Genomic DNA, 18,931 nt, shown 5'->3' on the forward strand with positions numbered 1-18,931 from the left:
TGGGGCGTCTGAATTACAGATACACCAGCGTAATGGTGGACTGACCGTCGAGGTCGGTCTTGTCAGTCAGCGTCAGGTTTTGGCTTGGCGCAATCGCCAGCGCGATTTTCAGCGGGAATGCCGCAGTGGTGAAGGCCAGTGGAGCGCGTTCACCGGTTTTGGAAACGGTCATCACATCCGTACCGTCGTTCATAATGATTCCGCTGGTCCACAGGTTGATCCAGCTTCTGCTGCTGATGGTACCGCCGGTGTACATAGTGGCGGCAATAGGCTGGGCCGTTACGCCGTCTGCAGTAACAGCAGTTGAATAGGTAGAAACCGCATAAGCACCGATATTTTCACCCGCGCTGGTTTTGCCTACGCCGTTAAGCTGGTAAGAGCCGTATGCCTGTGAGCCGCTTGCGGTACCGTTTTCGATATGGAATTCGCTGGCAGATTTATTCGCGCCCGCGTTTGAATCCGCGCGGTCATCTTTGATGGACCAGCCTACACGGGTAGCGGACTGGCATTTGATGGTCAGCGTAACGTCTTTATGACCCGCCTGGTAGGCAACGCTTGAAGAGAGGGAATCCAGACCGATTTCACCGAAATCGACCAGACCGCCATTGGTGATTTCCGGCACGCAGCCAGCGCTGGTCAGCGTACCCTGAACTTTCAGCATCGCGGTTGGTTCAGCATAGACGGCGGTCGCCGCCATGGATAAAACGGTAGCAAGAAGAAGCTTTTTCATTGTTTTTCCTTAACCATATAAAGAACGAAAAACGGAGATTTTTTTAATCTAATTACAGCTTGCTAATTGATAAGTATCAGATTTACAAGCGCTGCCGATTCTAGTAATGATTGATGTAATTAAATAATTAGTTTTTCTTACACCGCTTTTGAGATTAATTCATGTTTGTATTAACGCTTCTGGCTACATGTAATAATAAAGAAACGGCGGAAAGATCCGCCGTTAAATACAATGCTGGTTACTCTTAGAGATAAACCAGAGTGATAGTTGTTTCACCGCTCAGCTGTGCTTCGTCGGTAGTGGTCAGACGGTCGGTATTGACAATTGCCAGCGAAACTTTGAATGGGAAGACCACGTTGGTGATGGCCAGCGGGGAGTTATAACCCGGTTTGGTGACGGTCTGAATTTCGGCGTTACCGTTAGCAATCACGCCTGAGCTCAGGTTACGCCACATATATTCGCCGTTGCTGTTGGTGTAGGCCGGTGCATAAATAGCCTGAACCGGCATACCGTTGGCGGTGATGTCGTTGATGCGGGTGCTGATGGCATACGCTCCGATTTTATCGCCTGCCGCCGTGGTGCCCACGCCGTACGTTGTCCCTGCACCAAACACATCACCGCCGTTGTCTTTGGCATCGCGAATGTAAAACTCGCTAGAGCTCAGGTCGTTAGCCGCATTAGAGTCTTCTTTATTATCCGCAATACTCCACGCTACTTTTGTCGCTGACGGGCAGTTAATGGTCAGAGACATGTCTTTGTGGCCCATCTGGTTGGTCTGGGTAGGAGACAGTTGGTCGAGAGCAATCGTTCCGAAATCAATTGATCCTCCGTTGCTTAACTGCGGCGTACATGAAGGGTTGTTCATTTTGCCCTGAACTTTCATTACCACGCTGGAGTCTGCCAGGGCTGCCGACGAGGCCATGGCAATTAGCGTTGCGAGAAGAATTTTTTTCATTGTTATTCCTTAACCAATAATAGATAAATTGTATAAATTATCGAGAAGTCATTAACTTGCGGGTCTGCAAGTGCTCGAATTCTATTAAGGGTTGTTGTTATTTCCGCAATGAGAATTTCTAATCTTTGTTTTGAGTTTTATTAAAGAATGTAAATACATTTATGAATGTATTTACATTTTGAGCGGCGAAATGAAAAAAGGCGGTAGACTATTACCGCCTGCAAATATAATTACTTCACTGCCTGCGCAATCCACGCCGATAATTCCCGTAATTCTTTTTCCTGCCCGGGGAAATCGCCAATTAACGCGTCGCACTCCTGCTGCAGCATATCCGCCCGATACAAGCAGCCCTGCAACCTGGCCGCCAGCGCCTCTAACGGTGCCGGATTCAGGCTGTCCGTAAACACCTGCGTGCGGGTGATATGGCCTTTCTCGACGTCAAAATGCAGCTCCACGCCGCCCCAGGTAAAACGTTCGTCCAGCAGGTGAGAAAACGCCGGTGCCTGGCCGAAGTTCCACTCCCAGCTGCTCTGGCGGGCAAAGGTTTCGGCGAAGTTGGGCAGATCCGGGGTCTTATCCGGCGAAATCACTTCCGCATCCACGCGCTCGCCGTAATGTTCAAAGAACGCTTCACGGATTGCCTCGCAAATCTGCTCGTGCGTAATCCCCGGCAGCAGCTCCACCAGATTCGCCACGCGTCCACGCACGGAGGTGATCCCTTTGGCCTGCAGCTTTTTCTTGTCCGGGTTCAGGTAGTTAGCGAGACGGCTGAGATCGGCGTTCAGCAACAGGGTGCCGTGGTGGAACCCGCGATCCATGGTTTCGCGGTAGGCGGAGCCGGAGACCTTTCGGTCGCCCTCGGGGGTTTTCACCACCAGGTCGTTCCGTCCGGACGCCTCCGCCGTTACGCCGAGGGAATTCAGCGCGTTGAGCACAATCGAGGTGGAGATGGTTTTGTCATATTCAGGTTTGCCCGCCATAAAGGTAAAGCAGGTATTGCCCAAATCGTGAAACACCGCGCCGCCGCCGCTGCTGCGGCGCGCCAGGCGGACGTTGTCCTCTTCCATACGCCGCGTATTGCACTCTTTCCACGGGTTTTGCGCGCGGCCAATGACCACCGTATCGGCGTTGCGCCAGAGAAACAGCACGCGCTGGGTGGCGGGCATCTGGCGGAAGATGCACTCTTCCACCGCGAGATTAAACCAGGGATCGTAGGAGTCAGAGATAAGCAGGCGTAACGTCGTCATGGCAGAGTTCCTTTTCCGAATCGTTCGCCTACTTTATCACTATTCCTTCTTCTCGCTCTCTTCGTCTTCGGGAACCGACCTGCTGGCGGTCAGCAGGAACGGCGACTGCTGCCAGCGGGTGCGCTTGCCCTGCAACAACGTGCGCGCCAGCACGACGCCAATCGCCAGCGAGAGTAGCAGCATCAGGCGCAGAATATTGGTGGTGTTATCCACCTGTTTGGCTTCGGTCGGCAGGGTGTGAGTATCCAGCGTCAGGCGCAGATAGCCCAGCGGGCCGTTTTTGCCCTGAACAGGTTCGACGATCTGCTGGTTGAAGTAGCCACCGGCTTTTTTGCCGTCCAGCGCCAGCCTGTCGCGCACGTCGACGTGCTCACCGGCGCGGGCAATCAGGTCACCTTTTTCATCGTACACGCCCGCATCCAGAATGCGGCTGTTTTCCGTGAGCTGACGCAAGACCTGGCCTATCCGCTTATCGTCCGGCGTCTCGGTGCGCATCAGGGGCGCAACGTTAAGCGTCACCTGACGCGCCAGCGTGCGGGCCAGCTCTTCAAACTGCGGGTTGCGCTGCCGCTGATGGTTCTGACTAAACCACGATGCCCCCTGCATCAACGCCACTAACAGTGCGAGACAGGAAAGGACAATCACGGCGCGATGAAGCCGGAATTTCAGTTTTGCGCGAGCCATATTCCACCTGCTGAAAATTTAGGGCTTAATGTTGCCAGAAGTGATGGTTACAGGGTAGCCTCATGCGTTATTTTCCCTCTGGAACCTTCCGGCGCGAACGAATTTACAGGAGCTTTAATGCCGAACATTACCTGGTGTGACCTGCCAACGGATGTCTCTTTATGGCCAGGATTGCCGCTCTCGTTAAGTGGCGATGAGGTGATGCCTCTGGATTACCACGCTGGCCGTAGCGGCTGGCTGCTGTACGGACGCGGCCTGGATAAGCAACGCCTGACCCAGTATCAGGCCCGGCTGGGGGCGGCGATGGTCATCGTCGCGGCCTGGTGCGTGGAAGATTACCAGGTCATCCGCCTGGCGGGTTCCCTGACGCAGCGCGCAACGCGTCTGGCGCATGACGCCGGGCTGGACGTTGCGCCTCTCGGCAAAATTCCGCACCTGAAAACGCCGGGTCTGCTGGTGATGGACATGGACTCCACCGCTATCCAGATCGAATGTATTGACGAGATTGCTAAACTGGCAGGCAGCGGCGAGCTGGTGGCGGAAGTCACCGAGCGCGCGATGCGCGGCGAGCTGGACTTCACCGCCAGCCTGCGCCAGCGCGTGGCGACCCTGAAAGGGGCTGATGCCAACATCCTGCGCCAGGTGCGCGACGTGCTGCCGCTGATGCCGGGGCTGACGCAGCTGGTGCTGAAGCTCCAGTCCCTCGGCTGGAAAGTGGCAATCGCCTCCGGCGGCTTCACCTTCTTCGCGGATTATCTGCGCGAGAAACTGCATCTGACCACCGTGGTCGCTAACGAGCTGGAAATCATGGACGGCAAGCTGACCGGCCAGGTGATCGGCGATATCGTGGATGCCCAGTACAAAGCCAACACCCTGACGCGCCTGGCGGAGAAATATGACATTCCTGTCGAGCAGACCGTCGGCATTGGCGATGGCGCAAACGATCTGCCGATGATCAAAGTTGCTGGCCTTGGCATTGCCTACCATGCCAAACCAAAAGTGAATGAAAAGACGGAAGTCACTATCCGTCACGCTGACCTGATGGGGGTGTTCTGCATTCTCTCCGGCAGCCTTAATCAGAAATAACGAGGTAAACCGTGGCGAAAGCTCCAAAACGCGCATTTGTCTGTAATGAATGTGGTGCGGATTATCCGCGCTGGCAGGGGCAATGCAGCGCCTGTCATGCCTGGAACACCATCACCGAAGTGCGTGGTGTGGCGGCTTCGCCGAGCGTGGCCCGCAATGAGCGCCTGAGCGGCTATGCGGGCAATGCTGGCGTGTCGAAGGTTCAAAAGCTTTCTGATATCAGCCTGGAAGCGCTGCCGCGCTTTTCCACCGGCTTCAAAGAGTTTGACCGCGTGCTCGGCGGCGGCGTGGTGCCGGGCAGCGCGATCCTGATCGGCGGTAACCCGGGCGCGGGGAAATCGACCCTGCTGCTGCAAACGCTTTGCAAGCTCGCCGAGCAGATGAAAACCCTCTACGTCACGGGGGAAGAGTCACTCCAGCAGGTAGCGATGCGCGCGCACCGTCTTGGCCTGCCGACCGGCAACCTGAACATGCTGTCGGAAACCAGCATCGAGCAGATCTGCATGATCGCCGAAGAAGAGCAGCCGAAGCTGATGGTGATCGACTCCATCCAGGTGATGCACATGGCGGACATTCAGTCCTCGCCGGGCAGCGTGGCGCAGGTGCGTGAAACCGCCGCTTACCTGACGCGCTTTGCCAAAACGCGCGGCGTGGCGATTGTGATGGTCGGGCACGTGACCAAAGATGGCTCGCTGGCGGGGCCGAAGGTGCTCGAACACTGTATCGACTGCTCCGTGATGCTCGACGGCGACGCGGATTCCCGCTTCCGCACCCTGCGCAGCCATAAAAACCGCTTTGGCGCGGTGAACGAACTGGGCGTGTTTGCCATGACCGAGCAGGGGCTGCGCGAGGTCAGCAACCCGTCGGCCATCTTCCTGAGCCGCGGCGATGAGATCACCTCCGGCAGTTCGGTAATGGTGCTGTGGGAAGGGACGCGTCCGCTGCTCGTCGAAATTCAGGCGCTGGTGGATCACTCGATGATGGGCAACCCGCGGCGCGTGGCGGTCGGTCTGGAGCAGAACCGACTGGCGATCCTGCTGGCGGTGCTGCACCGTCACGGCGGCCTGCAGATGGCGGATCAGGATGTGTTCGTCAACGTGGTTGGCGGGGTGAAAGTCACTGAGACGAGCGCAGACCTGGCGCTGCTGCTGGCGATGGTCTCCAGCCTGCGCGACAGGCCGCTGCCGCAGGATCTGGTTGTGTTTGGCGAAGTGGGTCTGGCCGGGGAAATCCGTCCGGTGCCGAGCGGCCAGGAGCGCATCTCCGAGGCGGCAAAACACGGCTTCCGCCGGGCTATCGTTCCGGCAGCTAACGTGCCGAAAAAAATCCCGGAAGGGATGCAGGTCTTTGGCGTTAAGAAACTCGCAGATGCGTTAAATGTCTTTGACGACTTATAATTACGTATTCGATTTTGCAGGAGGCACCGTAATTTATGTCATCATTTGACTACATCAAAACCGCCATTCGTCAGAAAGGCTGCACGCTGCAGCAGGTGGCTGACGCCAGCGGCATGACCAAAGGCTACCTGAGCCAACTGCTGAACGCCAAAATCAAAAGCCCCAGCGCGCAGAAGCTCGAAGCGCTGCACCGTTTTCTGGGGCTCGAATTCCCGCGTATGCAAAAGAACATCGGCGTGGTGTTCGGCAAGTTTTACCCCCTGCATACCGGGCATATCTACCTCATCCAGCGCGCCTGTAGCCAGGTGGACGAACTGCACATCATCATGGGTTACGACGAAACCCGCGATCGCCAGCTGTTTGAAGACAGCGCCATGTCGCAGCAGCCCACGGTGCCGGACCGCCTGCGCTGGCTGCTGCAGACCTTTAAGTACCAGAAAAACATTCGCATTCATGCCTTTAACGAAGAGGGGATGGAGCCGTACCCGCACGGCTGGGACGTGTGGAGCAACGGCATCAAAGCGTTTATGGAAGAGAAGGGCATTACCCCTAACTGGATCTACACCTCTGAAGAGTCCGACGCGCCGCAGTTCCGCGAGCATCTGGGCATCGAGACGGTGCTGATCGATCCGAAACGCACCTTCATGAACATCAGCGGGGCGCAGATCCGCGAGAACCCGTTCCGCTACTGGGATTATATCCCGACCGAAGTGAAGCCGTTCTTCGTGCGCACGGTGGCTATTCTGGGCGGCGAGTCGAGCGGTAAATCAACGCTGGTCAACAAGCTGGCGAACATCTTCAACACCACCAGCGCGTGGGAGTATGGACGCGATTATGTCTTCTCTCACCTCGGCGGCGACGAGATGGCGTTGCAGTATTCTGACTACGATAAAATTGCCCTCGGACACGCCCAGTACATTGATTTTGCGGTGAAATACGCCAACAAAGTGGCGTTTATCGATACCGATTTCGTCACCACACAGGCGTTCTGTAAAAAGTACGAGGGGCGCGAGCACCCTTTCGTGCAGGCGCTGATTGACGAATACCGCTTTGACCTGGTGATCCTGCTGGAAAACAACACTCCGTGGGTAGCGGACGGCATGCGCAGCCTCGGCAGTTCCGTGGACAGGAGAGAGTTCCAGACCATGCTGGTGGAGATGCTCAATGAGAACAACGTTGAGTTTGTGCATGTGGAAGAGTCGGATTACGACACCCGCTTCCTGCGCTGCGTCGAGCTGGTGAAGGAGATGATGGGGGAGCAGGGTTAAGAATTCCCCCCTCACCCCGGCCCTCTCCCCAAAGGGGCGAGGGGGTAATCGTTCCCTCTCCCCTATGGGGAGAGGGTTAGGGTGAGGGGGAACAAACCACTCAAAACTCAACCACCACTTTCCCCCGCATATGCCCTTCCAGCACTTTACGGTGCGCCTCGGTAATGCTTTCCACGCTCAGACCGTGCAGCGTTTCGCTGAGCGAGCTTTCCACCACGCCATTTTCCACCAGCTTCGCCACCTCATTTAAAATCTCACCCTGACGCGCCATATCGTCCGTCTGGTACATGCTGCGGGTGTACATAAATTCCCAGTGCAGGGCGGCGGATTTCGATTTCAGCTTGTCCTGATTCAGCGGATGTTCATTCTCAACGATAGAACAGATATGCCCATGCGGCGCAATCAGTTCGCTGACCGCATCCCAGTGCCCGTCGGTGTCGTTGAGGATGAAAATGTAATCCACAAAGGTGAGCCCCTGCTTCGCCAGCTCGCCTTTTAGATCGCGGTAATTGACCACTACGTCAGCACCGCGATCGCGGCACCACCGGGCGGAATCTTCTCGGGAAGCGGTTGCAATAATCTTCACCTTGCTGTTGTGCTTCGCAAAGGGGATCGCCAGCGATCCCACGCCGCCCGCGCCGCCGATGATCAGCAGCGTTTTGTCCGCCCCGGCATCCTGAATGTTCAGCCGTTCAAACAGGCCTTCCCACGCGGTGAGCGCGGTTAAGGGCAGTGCAGCGGCAGCCGCCCAGCCGAGGCTGGCAGGCTTGCGCCCGACAATGCGCGCATCGATCAGCTGATGCGTGGTATTGCTGCCCGGACGGGTGATGTCGCCCGCGTACCATACCTCGTCACCCGGCTTGAAGCCGGTCACGCCAGCCCCCACGGCTTTGACGATACCGCTGGCGTCCCAACCCAGAATTCGCGGCTCGTTCAGCCCATTTTTGGCGATGCCTGCATGCACTTTGGTATCAACCGGGTTAATAGATACGGCTTTCACCTCTACCAGCAGATCGTGTTCACCAGGGGTCGGCATCGGCGGGGTGATTTCAATGAAGCTGGAAGGATTTTCTGGGTTAACGGCAATGGCTTTCACAGACATGGTGTGCTCCTCATTGGAATACGTTTTGTTGAGGCTAGTCTATAAAGTGGCCAGCTGCATGATAAGATGGACAATCATGAACTCAGCGTTCGTACAGGGTGAACAATCATGTTTAAACAGCTGCAGGATATGGCGCTGTTCGCGCTGGTGGCGGAGATGGGCAGCTTTACCGCGGCGGCGCAGAAGGCCGAACTGCCGAAATCCAGCGTTAGCCAGCGGATCAGCCAGCTGGAGCAGCAGGTGGGGATCCGCCTGCTCAACCGCACCACGCGCAGGATCAGCCTCACGTTTGCGGGCGAGCACTATCTGGTGCACTGTCGCGAGATGCTGGCGGCCAGCGAGCGGGCGGAGTACGCCATTCAGCGGCTGCGCGAAAACCCGAGCGGGCGGCTGCGGATAACCTGTCCGGCGGGAATTGGCGCGACGCTGCTGGCGCATATGAACGCCGAGTTCCAGCTTCGCTATCCAGACGTTTCGCTGGACGTGTCGATCTCTGACGACGTGGTGGATCTGGTCGAGTCCGGTTTTGACGTGGCGCTGCGCACCGGCAAGCCGCAGGACTCCTCTCTGATTGGCAGAATGATCGGACACTGCCCGCGCTATATGCTGGCCTCGCCGGACTATCTGGCGCGTCGGGAGCCGCTGACGCATCCCCGCCAGCTGGTGGATCACCGCTGCATTACGCACCGGGCATGGTCGGAGTGGCTGCTGCGAAGCGAGGGTGAAGATTACCGCTACCTGCCGGATAACGCCCATATGACCGATAACCTGGTGTACGCCCGCGAATGCGCGATTGCCGGGGCGGGGATCACGCTGTTACCCGCCTTCCTGCTGGAAGATAAGGTTGAAAAGGGCGCGCTGGTTCAGGTGCTGCCGGAGTGGAGCGTTGAAGGTAACGATCTCTGGCTGGCCTATCCGAGCCGTAAGCTGAATTCGCCTGCGCTGATGAGCTATATCGAGTTTGCGATGCAGTTTGATGAGGTGAAGCGGTATTACGTGGGAGGGTGATTATGTGCGGCCTGATGCCCTCACCCTGGCCCTCTCCCACGGGTAGAGGGGACAAACATAAAAAACGGCAACCGAAGTTGCCGTTTTGCTTTTATTTCGCAATACGCTTGTACTTAATACGCTTCGGCTCCAGCGCGTCGGCGCCCAGCGTGCGTTTTTTGTACTCTTCGTATTCGGTGAAGTTACCTTCGAAGAACTCCACTTTACCTTCGTCCTGGTAGTCCAGGATGTGGGTCGCGATACGGTCCAGGAACCAGCGGTCGTGCGAGATAACCATCGCGCAGCCCGGGAACTCCAGCAGGGCGTTTTCCAGCGCGCGCAGGGTTTCAATATCCAGGTCGTTGGTTGGTTCATCAAGCAGCAGAACGTTACCGCCCACCTGCAGCAGCTTCGCCAGGTGCAGACGACCGCGCTCGCCGCCGGACAGCTCGCCCACGCGTTTGCCCTGGTCGGTGCCCTTGAAGTTAAAGCGGCCAACGTAGGCGCGGCTTGGCATCTCTGTGTTGCCGATACGCATGATATCCAGGCCGCCGGAGACTTCTTCCCACACGGTTTTGCTGTTGTCCATCGCGTCACGGAACTGGTCAACGGACGCCAGCTTAACGGTCTCACCGAGGGTGATAGAGCCGCTGTCAGGCTGTTCCTGACCGGACATCATGCGGAACAGGGTGGATTTACCCGCGCCGTTCGGACCGATGATGCCGACGATAGCGCCTTTCGGTACGGAGAAGCTCAGGTCGTCGATCAGCACACGGTCGCCGTAGGACTTACGCAGGTTGCTGACTTCAACCACTTTATCCCCCAGACGTGCTCCAGGTGGAATAAACAGTTCGTTGGTTTCGTTACGTTTCTGGTATTCGGTGTTGTTCAGCTCTTCAAAGCGTGCCAGACGGGCTTTGCCCTTGGACTGACGGCCTTTCGCGCCCTGACGCACCCACTCCAGCTCTTTCTCGATAGACTTACGGCGGGCCGCTTCCTGAGAAGCTTCCTGCGCCAGACGCTGATCTTTCTGCTCCAGCCAGGAAGAGTAGTTGCCTTCCCACGGAATACCTTCACCGCGGTCCAGCTCCAGGATCCAGCCTGCGACGTTGTCGAGGAAGTAACGGTCGTGGGTAATTGCCACCACGGTGCCTTCGAAGTCGTGCAGGAAGCGCTCCAGCCAAGCCACGGATTCCGCATCCAGGTGGTTGGTAGGTTCGTCGAGCAGCAGCATGTCTGGTTTTTCCAGCAGCAGGCGGCACAGCGCCACGCGGCGGCGCTCACCACCAGAGAGATTCGCGATTTTCGCATCCCAGTCCGGCAGACGCAGGGCATCCGCCGCGCGCTCCAGCTGCACGTTCAGGTTGTGACCGTCGTGCGCCTGGATAATCTCTTCATATTTGCCCTGCTGAGCGGCCAGTTTGTCGAAGTCCGCATCCGGCTCGGCGTATTTGGCATACACTTCATCCAGACCTTTCAGCGCGTTAACCACTTCGGATACCGCTTCTTCAACGGATTCACGCACGGTGTGTTCCGGGTTCAGCTGAGGTTCCTGCGGCAGGTAGCCGATCTTGATGCCTGGCTGCGGACGGGCTTCACCTTCGATGTCTGTATCGATGCCGGCCATGATGCGCAGCAGGGTGGACTTACCGGCACCGTTGAGACCCAGGACACCGATTTTTGCGCCCGGGAAGAAGCTCAGCGAGATATTTTTAAGAATATGACGTTTCGGCGGGACAACTTTGCCGACACGATGCATGGTATAAACGAATTGAGCCACGTGGACTTCGCCTCTTTTATCGTAATGAGAAGGAATTTCAGCCTCGAAGTGTAGCCTTTTTCACGCCCTAATCCCAGCCAGGAACATCGGGAGTGTTAAAACGCGCAAGAAAGGTAAAAAAGTGTCCATGACGTGGCGCGTTGCAGGATGCCTGGTTAGCATAAGTTGTTGTGACTTTGACGTGGCAAGACGCTGCAATTGACGAAAAAACAATGAGGAAGAGCTTGTGGAAAAAGCCAAACGGGTGGTCTGGCGTCTGCTGGCTGCCAGCGTATGCGTAATGGCGGTAAGCCAGGCGGTGCATGCCGATTCACTGGATGAACAACGTAACCGCTACGCCCAGATTAAACAGGCGTGGGACAACAAGCAGATGGATACCGTCCAGGCGCTGATGCCGACGCTGAAGGATTATCCGCTGTATCCGTACCTGGAGTATCGCCAGATTACCGACGATCTGATGAACCAGCCGACCGTCACCGTGAATAATTTCATTCAGGCGAACCCGACCCTGCCGCCTGCCCGAAATCTCCAGTCTCGTTTTGTGAATGAGCTGGCTCGGCGTGAAGACTGGCGAGGCCTGCTGGCGTTTAGCCCTGACAAGCCGAATACCACCGAAGCGCAGTGTAATTACTACTATGCGAAATGGGCGACCGGACAGCAGGAAGAGGCCTGGGCCGGGGCGAAAGATCTGTGGCTGACCGGCAAAAGCCAGCCGAACGCCTGTGACTCCCTGTTCGGCGCATGGCGCGCTTCCGGCAAGCAGGATCCGCTGGCCTACCTTGAGCGCATCCGCCTGGCAATGAAAGCCGGCAACACGCGTCTGGTGACCGCGCTGGCAGGGCAAATGCCGTCTGATTACCAGACGATCTCCTCGGCGGTTATCGCGCTGGCAAACGATCCGAACAGCGTCCTGACCTTTGCCCGCAGCACGGGCTCGACCGATTTTACCCGCCAGATGGCGGCGGTGGCTTTTGCCAGCGTGGCGCGTGACGATGTCGAAAACGCGCGGCTGATGATCCCGCAGCTGGTGCAGGCGCAGCAGCTGAATGAAGATCAAACCCAGGAGCTGCGCGACATCGTTGCGTGGCGACTGATGGGCACGGACGTGACCGACGAACAGGCCCGCTGGCGAGACGATGCCATTATGCGCTCTAACTCCACGTCGCTGGTGGAACGCCGCGTGCGCATGGCGCTGGGCACCGGCGACCGCCGTGGCCTCAACACCTGGCTCGCGCGTTTGCCGATGGATGCCAAAGAGAAAGACGAATGGCGCTACTGGCAGGCGGATCTGCTGCTGGAGCGCGGTCGTGAAGACGAAGCCAAAGATATTCTTCACTCGCTGATGCAGCAGCGTGGGTTCTACCCGATGGCGGCCGCCCAGCGTCTGGGCGAAGAGTACACGCTCAGGATCGACAAAGCGCCCGCTAATGCGAACCCGGCGCTGACGCAGGGGCCAGAGATGGCGCGCGTTCGCGAGCTGATGTACTGGAACATGGATAACACCGCGCGCAGCGAGTGGGCCAACCTGGTGACCAGCCGCACCACGGATGAAAAAGCGCAGCTTGCCCGCTATGCGTTTGATAATCGCTGGTGGGATCTGAGCGTGCAGGCGACGATTTCAGGGAAGCTGTGGGACCATCTCGAAGAGCGTTTCCCGCTGGCGTATAAAGATCTATTTGACCGCTACACCAGCGGCAAAGATATCCCGCAAAGCTACGCCATGGCGATTGCTCGTCAGGAGAGCGCCTGGAACCCGAAAGTTCGTTCCCCGGTGGGGGCCAGCGGTCTGATGCAGATTATGCCGGGCACGGCTACGCACACGGTGAAGATGTTTAACATCCCTGGGTACAGCAGCCCGTCACAGCTGTTGGATCCGGATACCAACATCAACATCGGTACCAGCTACCTGCAGTACGTCTATCAGCAGTTCGGCAATAACCGCATCTTCGCGTCGGCGGCGTATAACGCCGGTCCGGGCCGCGTGCGCACCTGGCTTGGCAACAGCGCTGGACGCATTGACGCGGTGGCGTTCGTCGAGAGCATTCCGTTCTCGGAAACGCGCGGCTACGTGAAGAACGTGCTGGCCTATGACGCCTACTATCGCTACTTCATGGGGCAGAAAGATACCCTGATGAGCGATGCCGAGTGGCAGAGACGTTACTGATCGGCATGGGTTGTGTTATGCTGTACTCGCTAATGAGTACAAGAGGCAGCATAACATGACCCAGCATTCCCCGTATTCCTCGGCAATGGCCGAACAGCGTCACCAGGAGTGGCTTCGTTTTGTGGAGCTGCTTCGCCAGTCTTACGAGCAGGATTTGCACCTGCCCCTCATGCAGCTGATGCTTACGCCGGACGAGCGAGAGGCGCTGGGCACGCGCGTGCGGATCATTGAAGAGCTATTACGCGGTGAGATGAGCCAGCGCGAGCTGAAAAACGAGCTGGGCGCGGGCATCGCGACGATCACCCGTGGATCGAACAGCCTGAAGTCTGCGCCGGTTGAGCTGCGCCAGTGGCTCGAGTCAGTCTTATTGGGCGATCAACGATAAATCGCGTTATGAAACGGGCTCAGCGCCAGGATCACCGCCTGATGGTAAACTCCTGAACGCGTGAGCTTACCCGCCGTAAAGACGCCAATCGCCCCTTCTTTACGCCCAATCTCATCGATGCCGGTGTACTGTGACATCACCGGCCCGAGCGCTTCACCTGCGCGGACTTTTTCCAGAATGATTTCCGGCAGCGGCAGGGTGGCTGAGCGCGCTTCGCCGCGCTGCTCGCGGCTTTCAATCACCACCCAGCTAAAGGTTGCGCCTTCGTCGATGCCTGCTTCAATGGCGACCCAGAAGTCAGCCTTCGGGGCCGCGGCTTTTGCATTTGCCACGCGATTTCGTGCGCCAGCGCGCGTTTCCTCGCTGCCAAACGGCTGTTCAGGTACGCCACTCTCGACGCCGATGGCCTCAATATGGCAGGATCCTTCGCCGAAAATCTCTTCAAAAGCCTTTAGAATTGACTGAATTTTGGCAGGATTGGTGGTAGCAGAGACAACATGGTGCATAATTAAGCTCGATTCAAAAAAACTCATCGCAGTATAACGGAAAAAAAGCATGTTACAGGTATACCTTGTTCGCCACGGTGAAACGCAGTGGAACGCCGAGCGACGTATTCAAGGCCAGTCAGACAGTCCTCTCACCGAGAAGGGTGTGCAGCAAGCGTGGCAGGTGGCAGAGCGTGCCAGAACGCTGGGCATTACCCACGTTATCACCAGCGATTTAGGTCGCACACAGCAGACGGCACGCATCATCGCAGACGCCTGCGGCTGCGACGTGATGCTTGAACCGCGCCTGCGCGAGCTGGATATGGGCGTGCTGGAAAAGCGCCATATTGACACGCTAACGGAAACGGAAGAGGGCTGGCGCCGCACGCTGGTGAACGGTACCGAAGATGGCCGTATTCCTGAAGGGGAATCCATGCAGGAGCTGAGCGTGCGTATGCATGCCGCACTGGCGGAATGCCTCAAGCTTCCGGCAGGCAGCCGTCCGCTGCTGGTGAGTCACGGTATCGCCCTGGGCTGCCTGGTGAGCACCATTCTGGGGTTACCGGCTTACGCCGAGCGTCGGTTGCGCCTGCGCAACTGCTCCATTTCCCGGATTGATTACCAGGAAAGCGCATGGCTGGCGTCGGGCTGGGTCGTGGAGATGGCAGGGGACATTTCGCATCTCGATGCCCCTGCGCTTGATGAACTGCAGCGTTAACGACGGATCGGAATCAAGAATTCCATACGCAGATTGATTGGGCCTTCTTCCGGTTTGGCATCCTGCGCCGGGTAGTAGCGCTCGATATCCTGACCTTTACGGCGGTTCAGATTCAGCATTGGCATGCAGGTCCCGTAAACGGTCAGGATAAACTCCTGGACGCCCGTTCCTAAACCCTCGTATGAGAACATCACATACTCGCCGCCTTCCAGTACGACAGATTTAGAGCCCTGAATGTAGCCGTTGGCCATGTCTGGGGTGAGGGCGGTGGTGTAAAACACCTCCTGCTCGTCGTCTTTTTCCTGGCTTGGATGCGTTTCGTTGAGGCCATACAGGATCGGCGGGATGGCCGGCGCATGGCTCAGGAAATCGCGCCAGAACTGGACGCGCATCTGATGACGGAACTCAGAAATCTGCTCCAGAGAGCAGGAGTAGCTCTGGGTTGTACCGATCAGATGGGTTTCTGGCAGAGTGACCATTTCGTATTTCGGCATCGCGAACTCGCCCAGACGCAGCGGCGGACGCATACCAAACGAGCTCCAGTCAGGCGAGCGGCGATAGAGCGCTGGCGTCAACGAGAACTGTTTTTTAAAGGCGCGGGTGAAGGTCTGCTGCGAATCAAAACGGTACTGCAGGGCAATATCCAGAATTGGACGCGCGGTCAGGCGCAATGCCACCGCAGATTTTGATAAACGACGTGCGCGAATATAGGCCCCGATAGCATGACCGGTGACATCCTTGAACATCCTTTGCAGATGCCACTTGGAATAGCCCGCTTTAGCCGCCACATTATCCAGTGACAAAGGCTGGTCGAGATGACCTTCCAGCCAGGTGAGCAGGTCGCGAATAATTCCAGCCTGATCCATATACTATCCTCATCCTTAAAACAGCAGGTGCCTGATAACAGGTTAGCGGATAATAGCATTTTTTGATGTTTTAGCATTCAGTGTTTTTTTTGCGCATTAATGCCTTTTCTCCCTCGTTTTGGGTGAATATATTCTAATCCTGTGATCTTGCTACATTTTTGACTAACGTGTTGAATAATTGCTCAATGCAATTTTAAAGAATGGTAACAATATGAAATACAAGACTTTGCTTCTTACTGCCCTGTTGCTGGTAGCGGGACGTGCGGCGCAGGCGGAACAGATTGGTTCTGTCGATACCGTGTTCAAAATGTTTGGTCCGGACCACAAAATTGTGGTGGAGGCGTTTGACGACCCGGACGTGAAAAACGTCACCTGCTACGTCAGCCGCGCGAAGACGGGCGGTATTAAAGGCGGCCTGGGGCTGGCGGAAGACACTTCCGATGCGGCAATCTCCTGTCAGCAGGTGGGGCCGGTTGAGCTGAGCGATAAAATCAAAAACGGCAAAGCGCAGGGCGACGTGGTATTCCAGAAACGGACCTCGCTGGTATTTAAAAAACTGCAGGTGGTGCGTTTCTATGATGCCAAACGCAATACCCTGGCCTACCTGGCGTATTCCGACAAAGTGGTGGAAGGGTCGCCGAAAAACGCGATCAGCGCGGTGCCGATTATGCCGTGGCATTAATAAAAAAAACGGCGCAAATGCGCCGTTTTTTCATGCGTTAACTGCGGGATTACTCCTGCAGATCACCGCAGAAACGGTACCCTTCGCCGTGGATAGTGGCGATGATTTCCGGCGTATCAGGCGTCGATTCGAAATGCTTACGAATGCGACGGATGGTCACGTCTACGGTACGGTCATGAGGCTTCAGCTCACGGCCGGTCATTTTCTTCAGCAGCTCTGCACGGGACTGAATTTTGCCCGGGTTTTCGCAGAAGTGCAGCATCGCGCGGAATTCACTGCGCGGCAGTTTATACTGCTCACCGTTCGGGCTAATCAGCGAACGGCTATTGATATCAAGTTCCCAGCCGTTGAATTTGTAGCTGTCGACGCTACGACGCTCTTCGCTGACCGTGCCCAGGTTCATGGTGCGGGACAGCAGGTTGCGTGCACGAATGGTTAACTCGCGAGGGTTGAACGGTTTGGTGATGTAGTCATCCGCACCGATTTCCAGGCCAAGAATTTTATCAACTTCGTTATCACGGCCCGTCAGGAACATTAACGCGACGTTCGCCTGTTCACGCAGTTCGCGCGCCAGCAGAAGACCGTTTTTGCCCGGCAGGTTGATATCCATGATCACCAGGTTGATATCATTTTCAGAAAGGATCTGATGCATCTCTGCGCCATCGGTCGCTTCAAAGACATCGTAGCCTTCTGCTTCGAAAATGCTCTTTAACGTGTTGCGTGTTACCAACTCGTCTTCAACGATAAGAATGTGCGGGGTCTGCATGTTTGCTACCTAAATTGCCAACTAAATCGAAACAGGAAGTACAAAAGTCCCTGACCTGCCTGATACATGTCGCAAATTAACATGATCGGCTTAACGTGACTAAAGTACGTAATTGCGTTCTTGATGCACTTTCCATCAACGTCAACAACATCATTAGCTTGGTCTTGGGTACTTTCCCTTTGGACCCGACAGTGTCAAAAACGGCTGTCATCCTAACCATTTTAACAGCAACATAACAGGCTAAGTGACACCAGACACCCAATAAAACTACGCTTCGTTGACATATATCAAGTTCAATTGTAGCACGTTAACAGTTTGATGAAATCATCGTAGCCGAATGCTAGCCTTTGTCACAATTTTTCAATAAACCAACTAGTTGCGGAGATTGATTTATAAACGAAGCGAATCCAATCAGAATAGGGTATTCATGCTGCCATTATCATTATAAAACATAGGGATAATAGGCTTCTGTTAACATTCTAACTGATTGTTCAGACACAAAATAGTTTAGCGTCTTTAATTTGTTATGAAACGCTATTTCGGTGATTTGTGTTGCAAATTTGTAAATTCGTGCCGCGTAATATGTTGAAGTGCATCACATTTTTACCCGCTAACTGATTAAAAAGAGAGCATAAATGCATCTGTCGATTGTACTGGTCGCCCCAGCCAGAGCCGAAAATATAGGCGCTGCGGCGCGTGCCATGAAGACCATGGGTTTTACCGATTTACGTATTGTGGACAGCACTGCGCACCTGGAGCCTGCCGCCCGCTGGGTGGCGCACGGTTCGGGGGATATTCTCGATAATATAACGACTTACGCTACGCTTGCCGACGCGCTGCACGACATTTCATTTACCGTTGCCACCACAGCACGCAGCCGGGCGAAGTTCCACTACTACGCCACGCCTGCTGAACTGGTGCCCATGCTGGAAGAGAAAAGCCAGTGGCTGGAGAAAGCCGCGCTGGTATTTGGTCGCGAAGATTCCGGGCTCACCAACGAAGAGCTTGAGCTGGCGGACGTACTTACCGGGGCGCCGATGGTAGCCGATTATCCTTCACTGAATTTAGGCCAGGCGGTCATGGTCTATTGCTATCAATTAGCTTCCCTAATGCAAATCCCCCAACCCCAGGCAGAAGCCGCCAATGAAAATCAGCTGGCCGCGCTTCGTACTCGCGTGGAGAGTCTGTTATCGAGCCTTGGCGTTGCGGACGATCAAAAAATGGCCGACTGGCTTCAGCAGCGCCTTGGACGTCTTGAGCAGCGGGACACCGCCATGTTGCACCGTTTGCTGCACGATATTGAAAAAAAATTGGCCGAGTAAAATGCTGTCATAAGTTTTTACTATGGCGAAATGGTCTGTCGTGGAGGGTTGCAGTTGGGGGATTCGGATGAAAATAAAACGGCACGCAGCGTGACGTGAACGTCCGCGGAATTGTGATCAAATTAAAAATTCATTGACTTAAGGTGCCCGATCCTTTAACCCTAAAAGAATACAGCACAGACAGATAATAATGACAGAGTACACAACATCCATGAAACGCATCAGCATCACCACCATTACCACAACCATCATCATTACCACAGGTAACGATGCGGGCTGACGCGTACAGGAAAAACAGAAAAAAGCC

Annotated in this window: 20 protein-coding genes and 1 other annotated feature (1 of these 21 only partly in view); of the genes, 11 read left to right on the forward strand and 9 right to left on the reverse strand. The window is 55.8% G+C overall.

What is annotated here, in order from left to right:
- Nucleotides 1-13: 13 nt before the first annotated feature.
- From USG84_RS09485 to USG84_RS09500, 4 genes are all read right to left on the reverse strand, one after another.
- The gene (locus USG84_RS09485) at nucleotides 14-730 is read right to left on the reverse strand and encodes a DUF1120 domain-containing protein (protein ID WP_061099301.1); all 717 of its coding nucleotides are present in this window, start codon (nucleotides 728-730) and stop codon (nucleotides 14-16) included.
- A gap of 244 nt (nucleotides 731-974) precedes the next feature.
- Nucleotides 975-1,685 (reverse strand): DUF1120 domain-containing protein, encoded by a 711-nt coding sequence (locus USG84_RS09490; protein ID WP_253540638.1) that lies wholly within the window; start codon nucleotides 1,683-1,685, stop codon nucleotides 975-977.
- 230 nt (nucleotides 1,686-1,915) lie between these two features.
- Nucleotides 1,916-2,932: a lipoate--protein ligase LplA gene (lplA, locus tag USG84_RS09495; protein WP_151413471.1), complete on the reverse strand. Its 1,017-nt coding sequence runs from the start codon at nucleotides 2,930-2,932 to the stop codon at nucleotides 1,916-1,918.
- 39 nt (nucleotides 2,933-2,971) lie between these two features.
- Complete coding sequence (locus USG84_RS09500; RefSeq protein ID WP_061099298.1) at nucleotides 2,972-3,616, reverse strand: YtjB family periplasmic protein; 645 nt, start codon at nucleotides 3,614-3,616, stop codon at nucleotides 2,972-2,974.
- A 117-nt stretch (nucleotides 3,617-3,733) separates the two neighbouring features.
- Between USG84_RS09500 and serB the strand changes: the two genes are divergently transcribed.
- From serB to nadR, 3 genes are read left to right on the forward strand one after another with little or no spacing between them, the layout of a single operon-like run.
- Nucleotides 3,734-4,702, forward strand: a complete 969-nt coding sequence (gene serB, locus USG84_RS09505) for a phosphoserine phosphatase (RefSeq protein ID WP_151413472.1) — start codon at nucleotides 3,734-3,736, stop codon at nucleotides 4,700-4,702.
- Nucleotides 4,703-4,713: 11 nt separating this feature from the next.
- Complete coding sequence (gene radA, locus USG84_RS09510; RefSeq protein ID WP_003856523.1) at nucleotides 4,714-6,099, forward strand: DNA repair protein RadA; 1,386 nt, start codon at nucleotides 4,714-4,716, stop codon at nucleotides 6,097-6,099.
- A gap of 35 nt (nucleotides 6,100-6,134) precedes the next feature.
- Nucleotides 6,135-7,367 (forward strand): multifunctional transcriptional regulator/nicotinamide-nucleotide adenylyltransferase/ribosylnicotinamide kinase NadR, encoded by a 1,233-nt coding sequence (gene nadR / locus USG84_RS09515; RefSeq protein WP_045259507.1) that lies wholly within the window; start codon nucleotides 6,135-6,137, stop codon nucleotides 7,365-7,367.
- Between the two features lie 100 nt (nucleotides 7,368-7,467).
- On the opposite strand, the gene USG84_RS09520 is transcribed toward nadR, so the two are convergent.
- Nucleotides 7,468-8,469, reverse strand: a complete 1,002-nt coding sequence (locus USG84_RS09520; protein ID WP_151413473.1) for a zinc-binding alcohol dehydrogenase family protein — start codon at nucleotides 8,467-8,469, stop codon at nucleotides 7,468-7,470.
- Nucleotides 8,470-8,577: 108 nt separating this feature from the next.
- Here USG84_RS09520 and USG84_RS09525 point away from each other — a divergent pair, with 108 nt between their 5' ends.
- On the forward strand, nucleotides 8,578-9,477 hold the full coding sequence (locus USG84_RS09525; protein WP_253540643.1) for a LysR family transcriptional regulator: 900 nt from the start codon (nucleotides 8,578-8,580) through the stop codon (nucleotides 9,475-9,477).
- A gap of 91 nt (nucleotides 9,478-9,568) precedes the next feature.
- On the opposite strand, the gene ettA is transcribed toward USG84_RS09525, so the two are convergent.
- On the reverse strand, nucleotides 9,569-11,236 hold the full coding sequence (gene ettA, locus USG84_RS09530) for an energy-dependent translational throttle protein EttA (RefSeq protein ID WP_061099293.1): 1,668 nt from the start codon (nucleotides 11,234-11,236) through the stop codon (nucleotides 9,569-9,571).
- Between the two features lie 226 nt (nucleotides 11,237-11,462).
- Between ettA and sltY the strand changes: the two genes are divergently transcribed.
- Entirely contained in the window at nucleotides 11,463-13,400 is a 1,938-nt protein-coding gene (gene sltY / locus USG84_RS09535) for a murein transglycosylase (RefSeq protein ID WP_061099292.1), read from the forward strand.
- A gap of 55 nt (nucleotides 13,401-13,455) precedes the next feature.
- Entirely contained in the window at nucleotides 13,456-13,785 is a 330-nt protein-coding gene (trpR, locus tag USG84_RS09540) for a trp operon repressor (protein ID WP_061099291.1), read from the forward strand.
- On the opposite strand, the gene yjjX is transcribed toward trpR, so the two are convergent.
- Nucleotides 13,776-14,291 carry an inosine/xanthosine triphosphatase gene (gene yjjX / locus USG84_RS09545; protein ID WP_320738250.1) on the reverse strand — a complete coding sequence of 172 codons (516 nt, stop codon included), beginning with the start codon at nucleotides 14,289-14,291 and terminating at the stop codon, nucleotides 13,776-13,778. The genes trpR and yjjX overlap by 10 nt on opposite strands.
- Before the next feature lie 49 nt (nucleotides 14,292-14,340).
- Here yjjX and gpmB point away from each other — a divergent pair, with 49 nt between their 5' ends.
- Nucleotides 14,341-14,988, forward strand: a complete 648-nt coding sequence (gene gpmB / locus USG84_RS09550) for a 2,3-diphosphoglycerate-dependent phosphoglycerate mutase GpmB (RefSeq protein WP_008502057.1) — start codon at nucleotides 14,341-14,343, stop codon at nucleotides 14,986-14,988.
- On the opposite strand, the gene robA is transcribed toward gpmB, so the two are convergent.
- On the reverse strand, nucleotides 14,985-15,854 hold the full coding sequence (gene robA, locus USG84_RS09555; protein ID WP_061099290.1) for an MDR efflux pump AcrAB transcriptional activator RobA: 870 nt from the start codon (nucleotides 15,852-15,854) through the stop codon (nucleotides 14,985-14,987). The genes gpmB and robA overlap by 4 nt on opposite strands.
- 211 nt (nucleotides 15,855-16,065) lie before the next feature.
- Between robA and creA the strand changes: the two genes are divergently transcribed.
- A complete protein-coding gene (creA, locus tag USG84_RS09560; protein WP_014882476.1) occupies nucleotides 16,066-16,536 on the forward strand; it encodes a protein CreA in 471 nt (156 codons plus the stop codon).
- 49 nt (nucleotides 16,537-16,585) lie between these two features.
- Here creA and arcA read toward each other — a convergent pair whose 3' ends face one another.
- Nucleotides 16,586-17,302, reverse strand: a complete 717-nt coding sequence (gene arcA, locus USG84_RS09565; RefSeq protein WP_003856501.1) for a two-component system response regulator ArcA — start codon at nucleotides 17,300-17,302, stop codon at nucleotides 16,586-16,588.
- A gap of 95 nt (nucleotides 17,303-17,397) precedes the next feature.
- Here arcA and yjjY point away from each other — a divergent pair, with 95 nt between their 5' ends.
- From yjjY to thrL, 3 genes are all read left to right on the forward strand, one after another.
- Nucleotides 17,398-17,538, forward strand: coding sequence for a protein YjjY (gene yjjY, locus USG84_RS09570; RefSeq protein ID WP_085928893.1), 141 nt, complete (start codon nucleotides 17,398-17,400; stop codon nucleotides 17,536-17,538).
- 399 nt (nucleotides 17,539-17,937) lie between these two features.
- A complete protein-coding gene (locus USG84_RS09575; RefSeq protein WP_151413474.1) occupies nucleotides 17,938-18,624 on the forward strand; it encodes a tRNA/rRNA methyltransferase in 687 nt (228 codons plus the stop codon).
- A 211-nt stretch (nucleotides 18,625-18,835) separates the two neighbouring features.
- Nucleotides 18,836-18,904: a thr operon leader peptide gene (thrL, locus tag USG84_RS09580; protein WP_015572623.1), complete on the forward strand. Its 69-nt coding sequence runs from the start codon at nucleotides 18,836-18,838 to the stop codon at nucleotides 18,902-18,904.
- Nucleotides 18,843-18,931, forward strand: a sequence feature (Thr leader region) (it continues 29 nt past the right edge of the window). Its footprint overlaps the gene before it by 62 nt.

The organism is Enterobacter sp. 168J2 (assembly GCF_034107265.1).
Classification (GTDB): Bacteria; Pseudomonadota; Gammaproteobacteria; order Enterobacterales; family Enterobacteriaceae; genus Enterobacter; species Enterobacter nematophilus.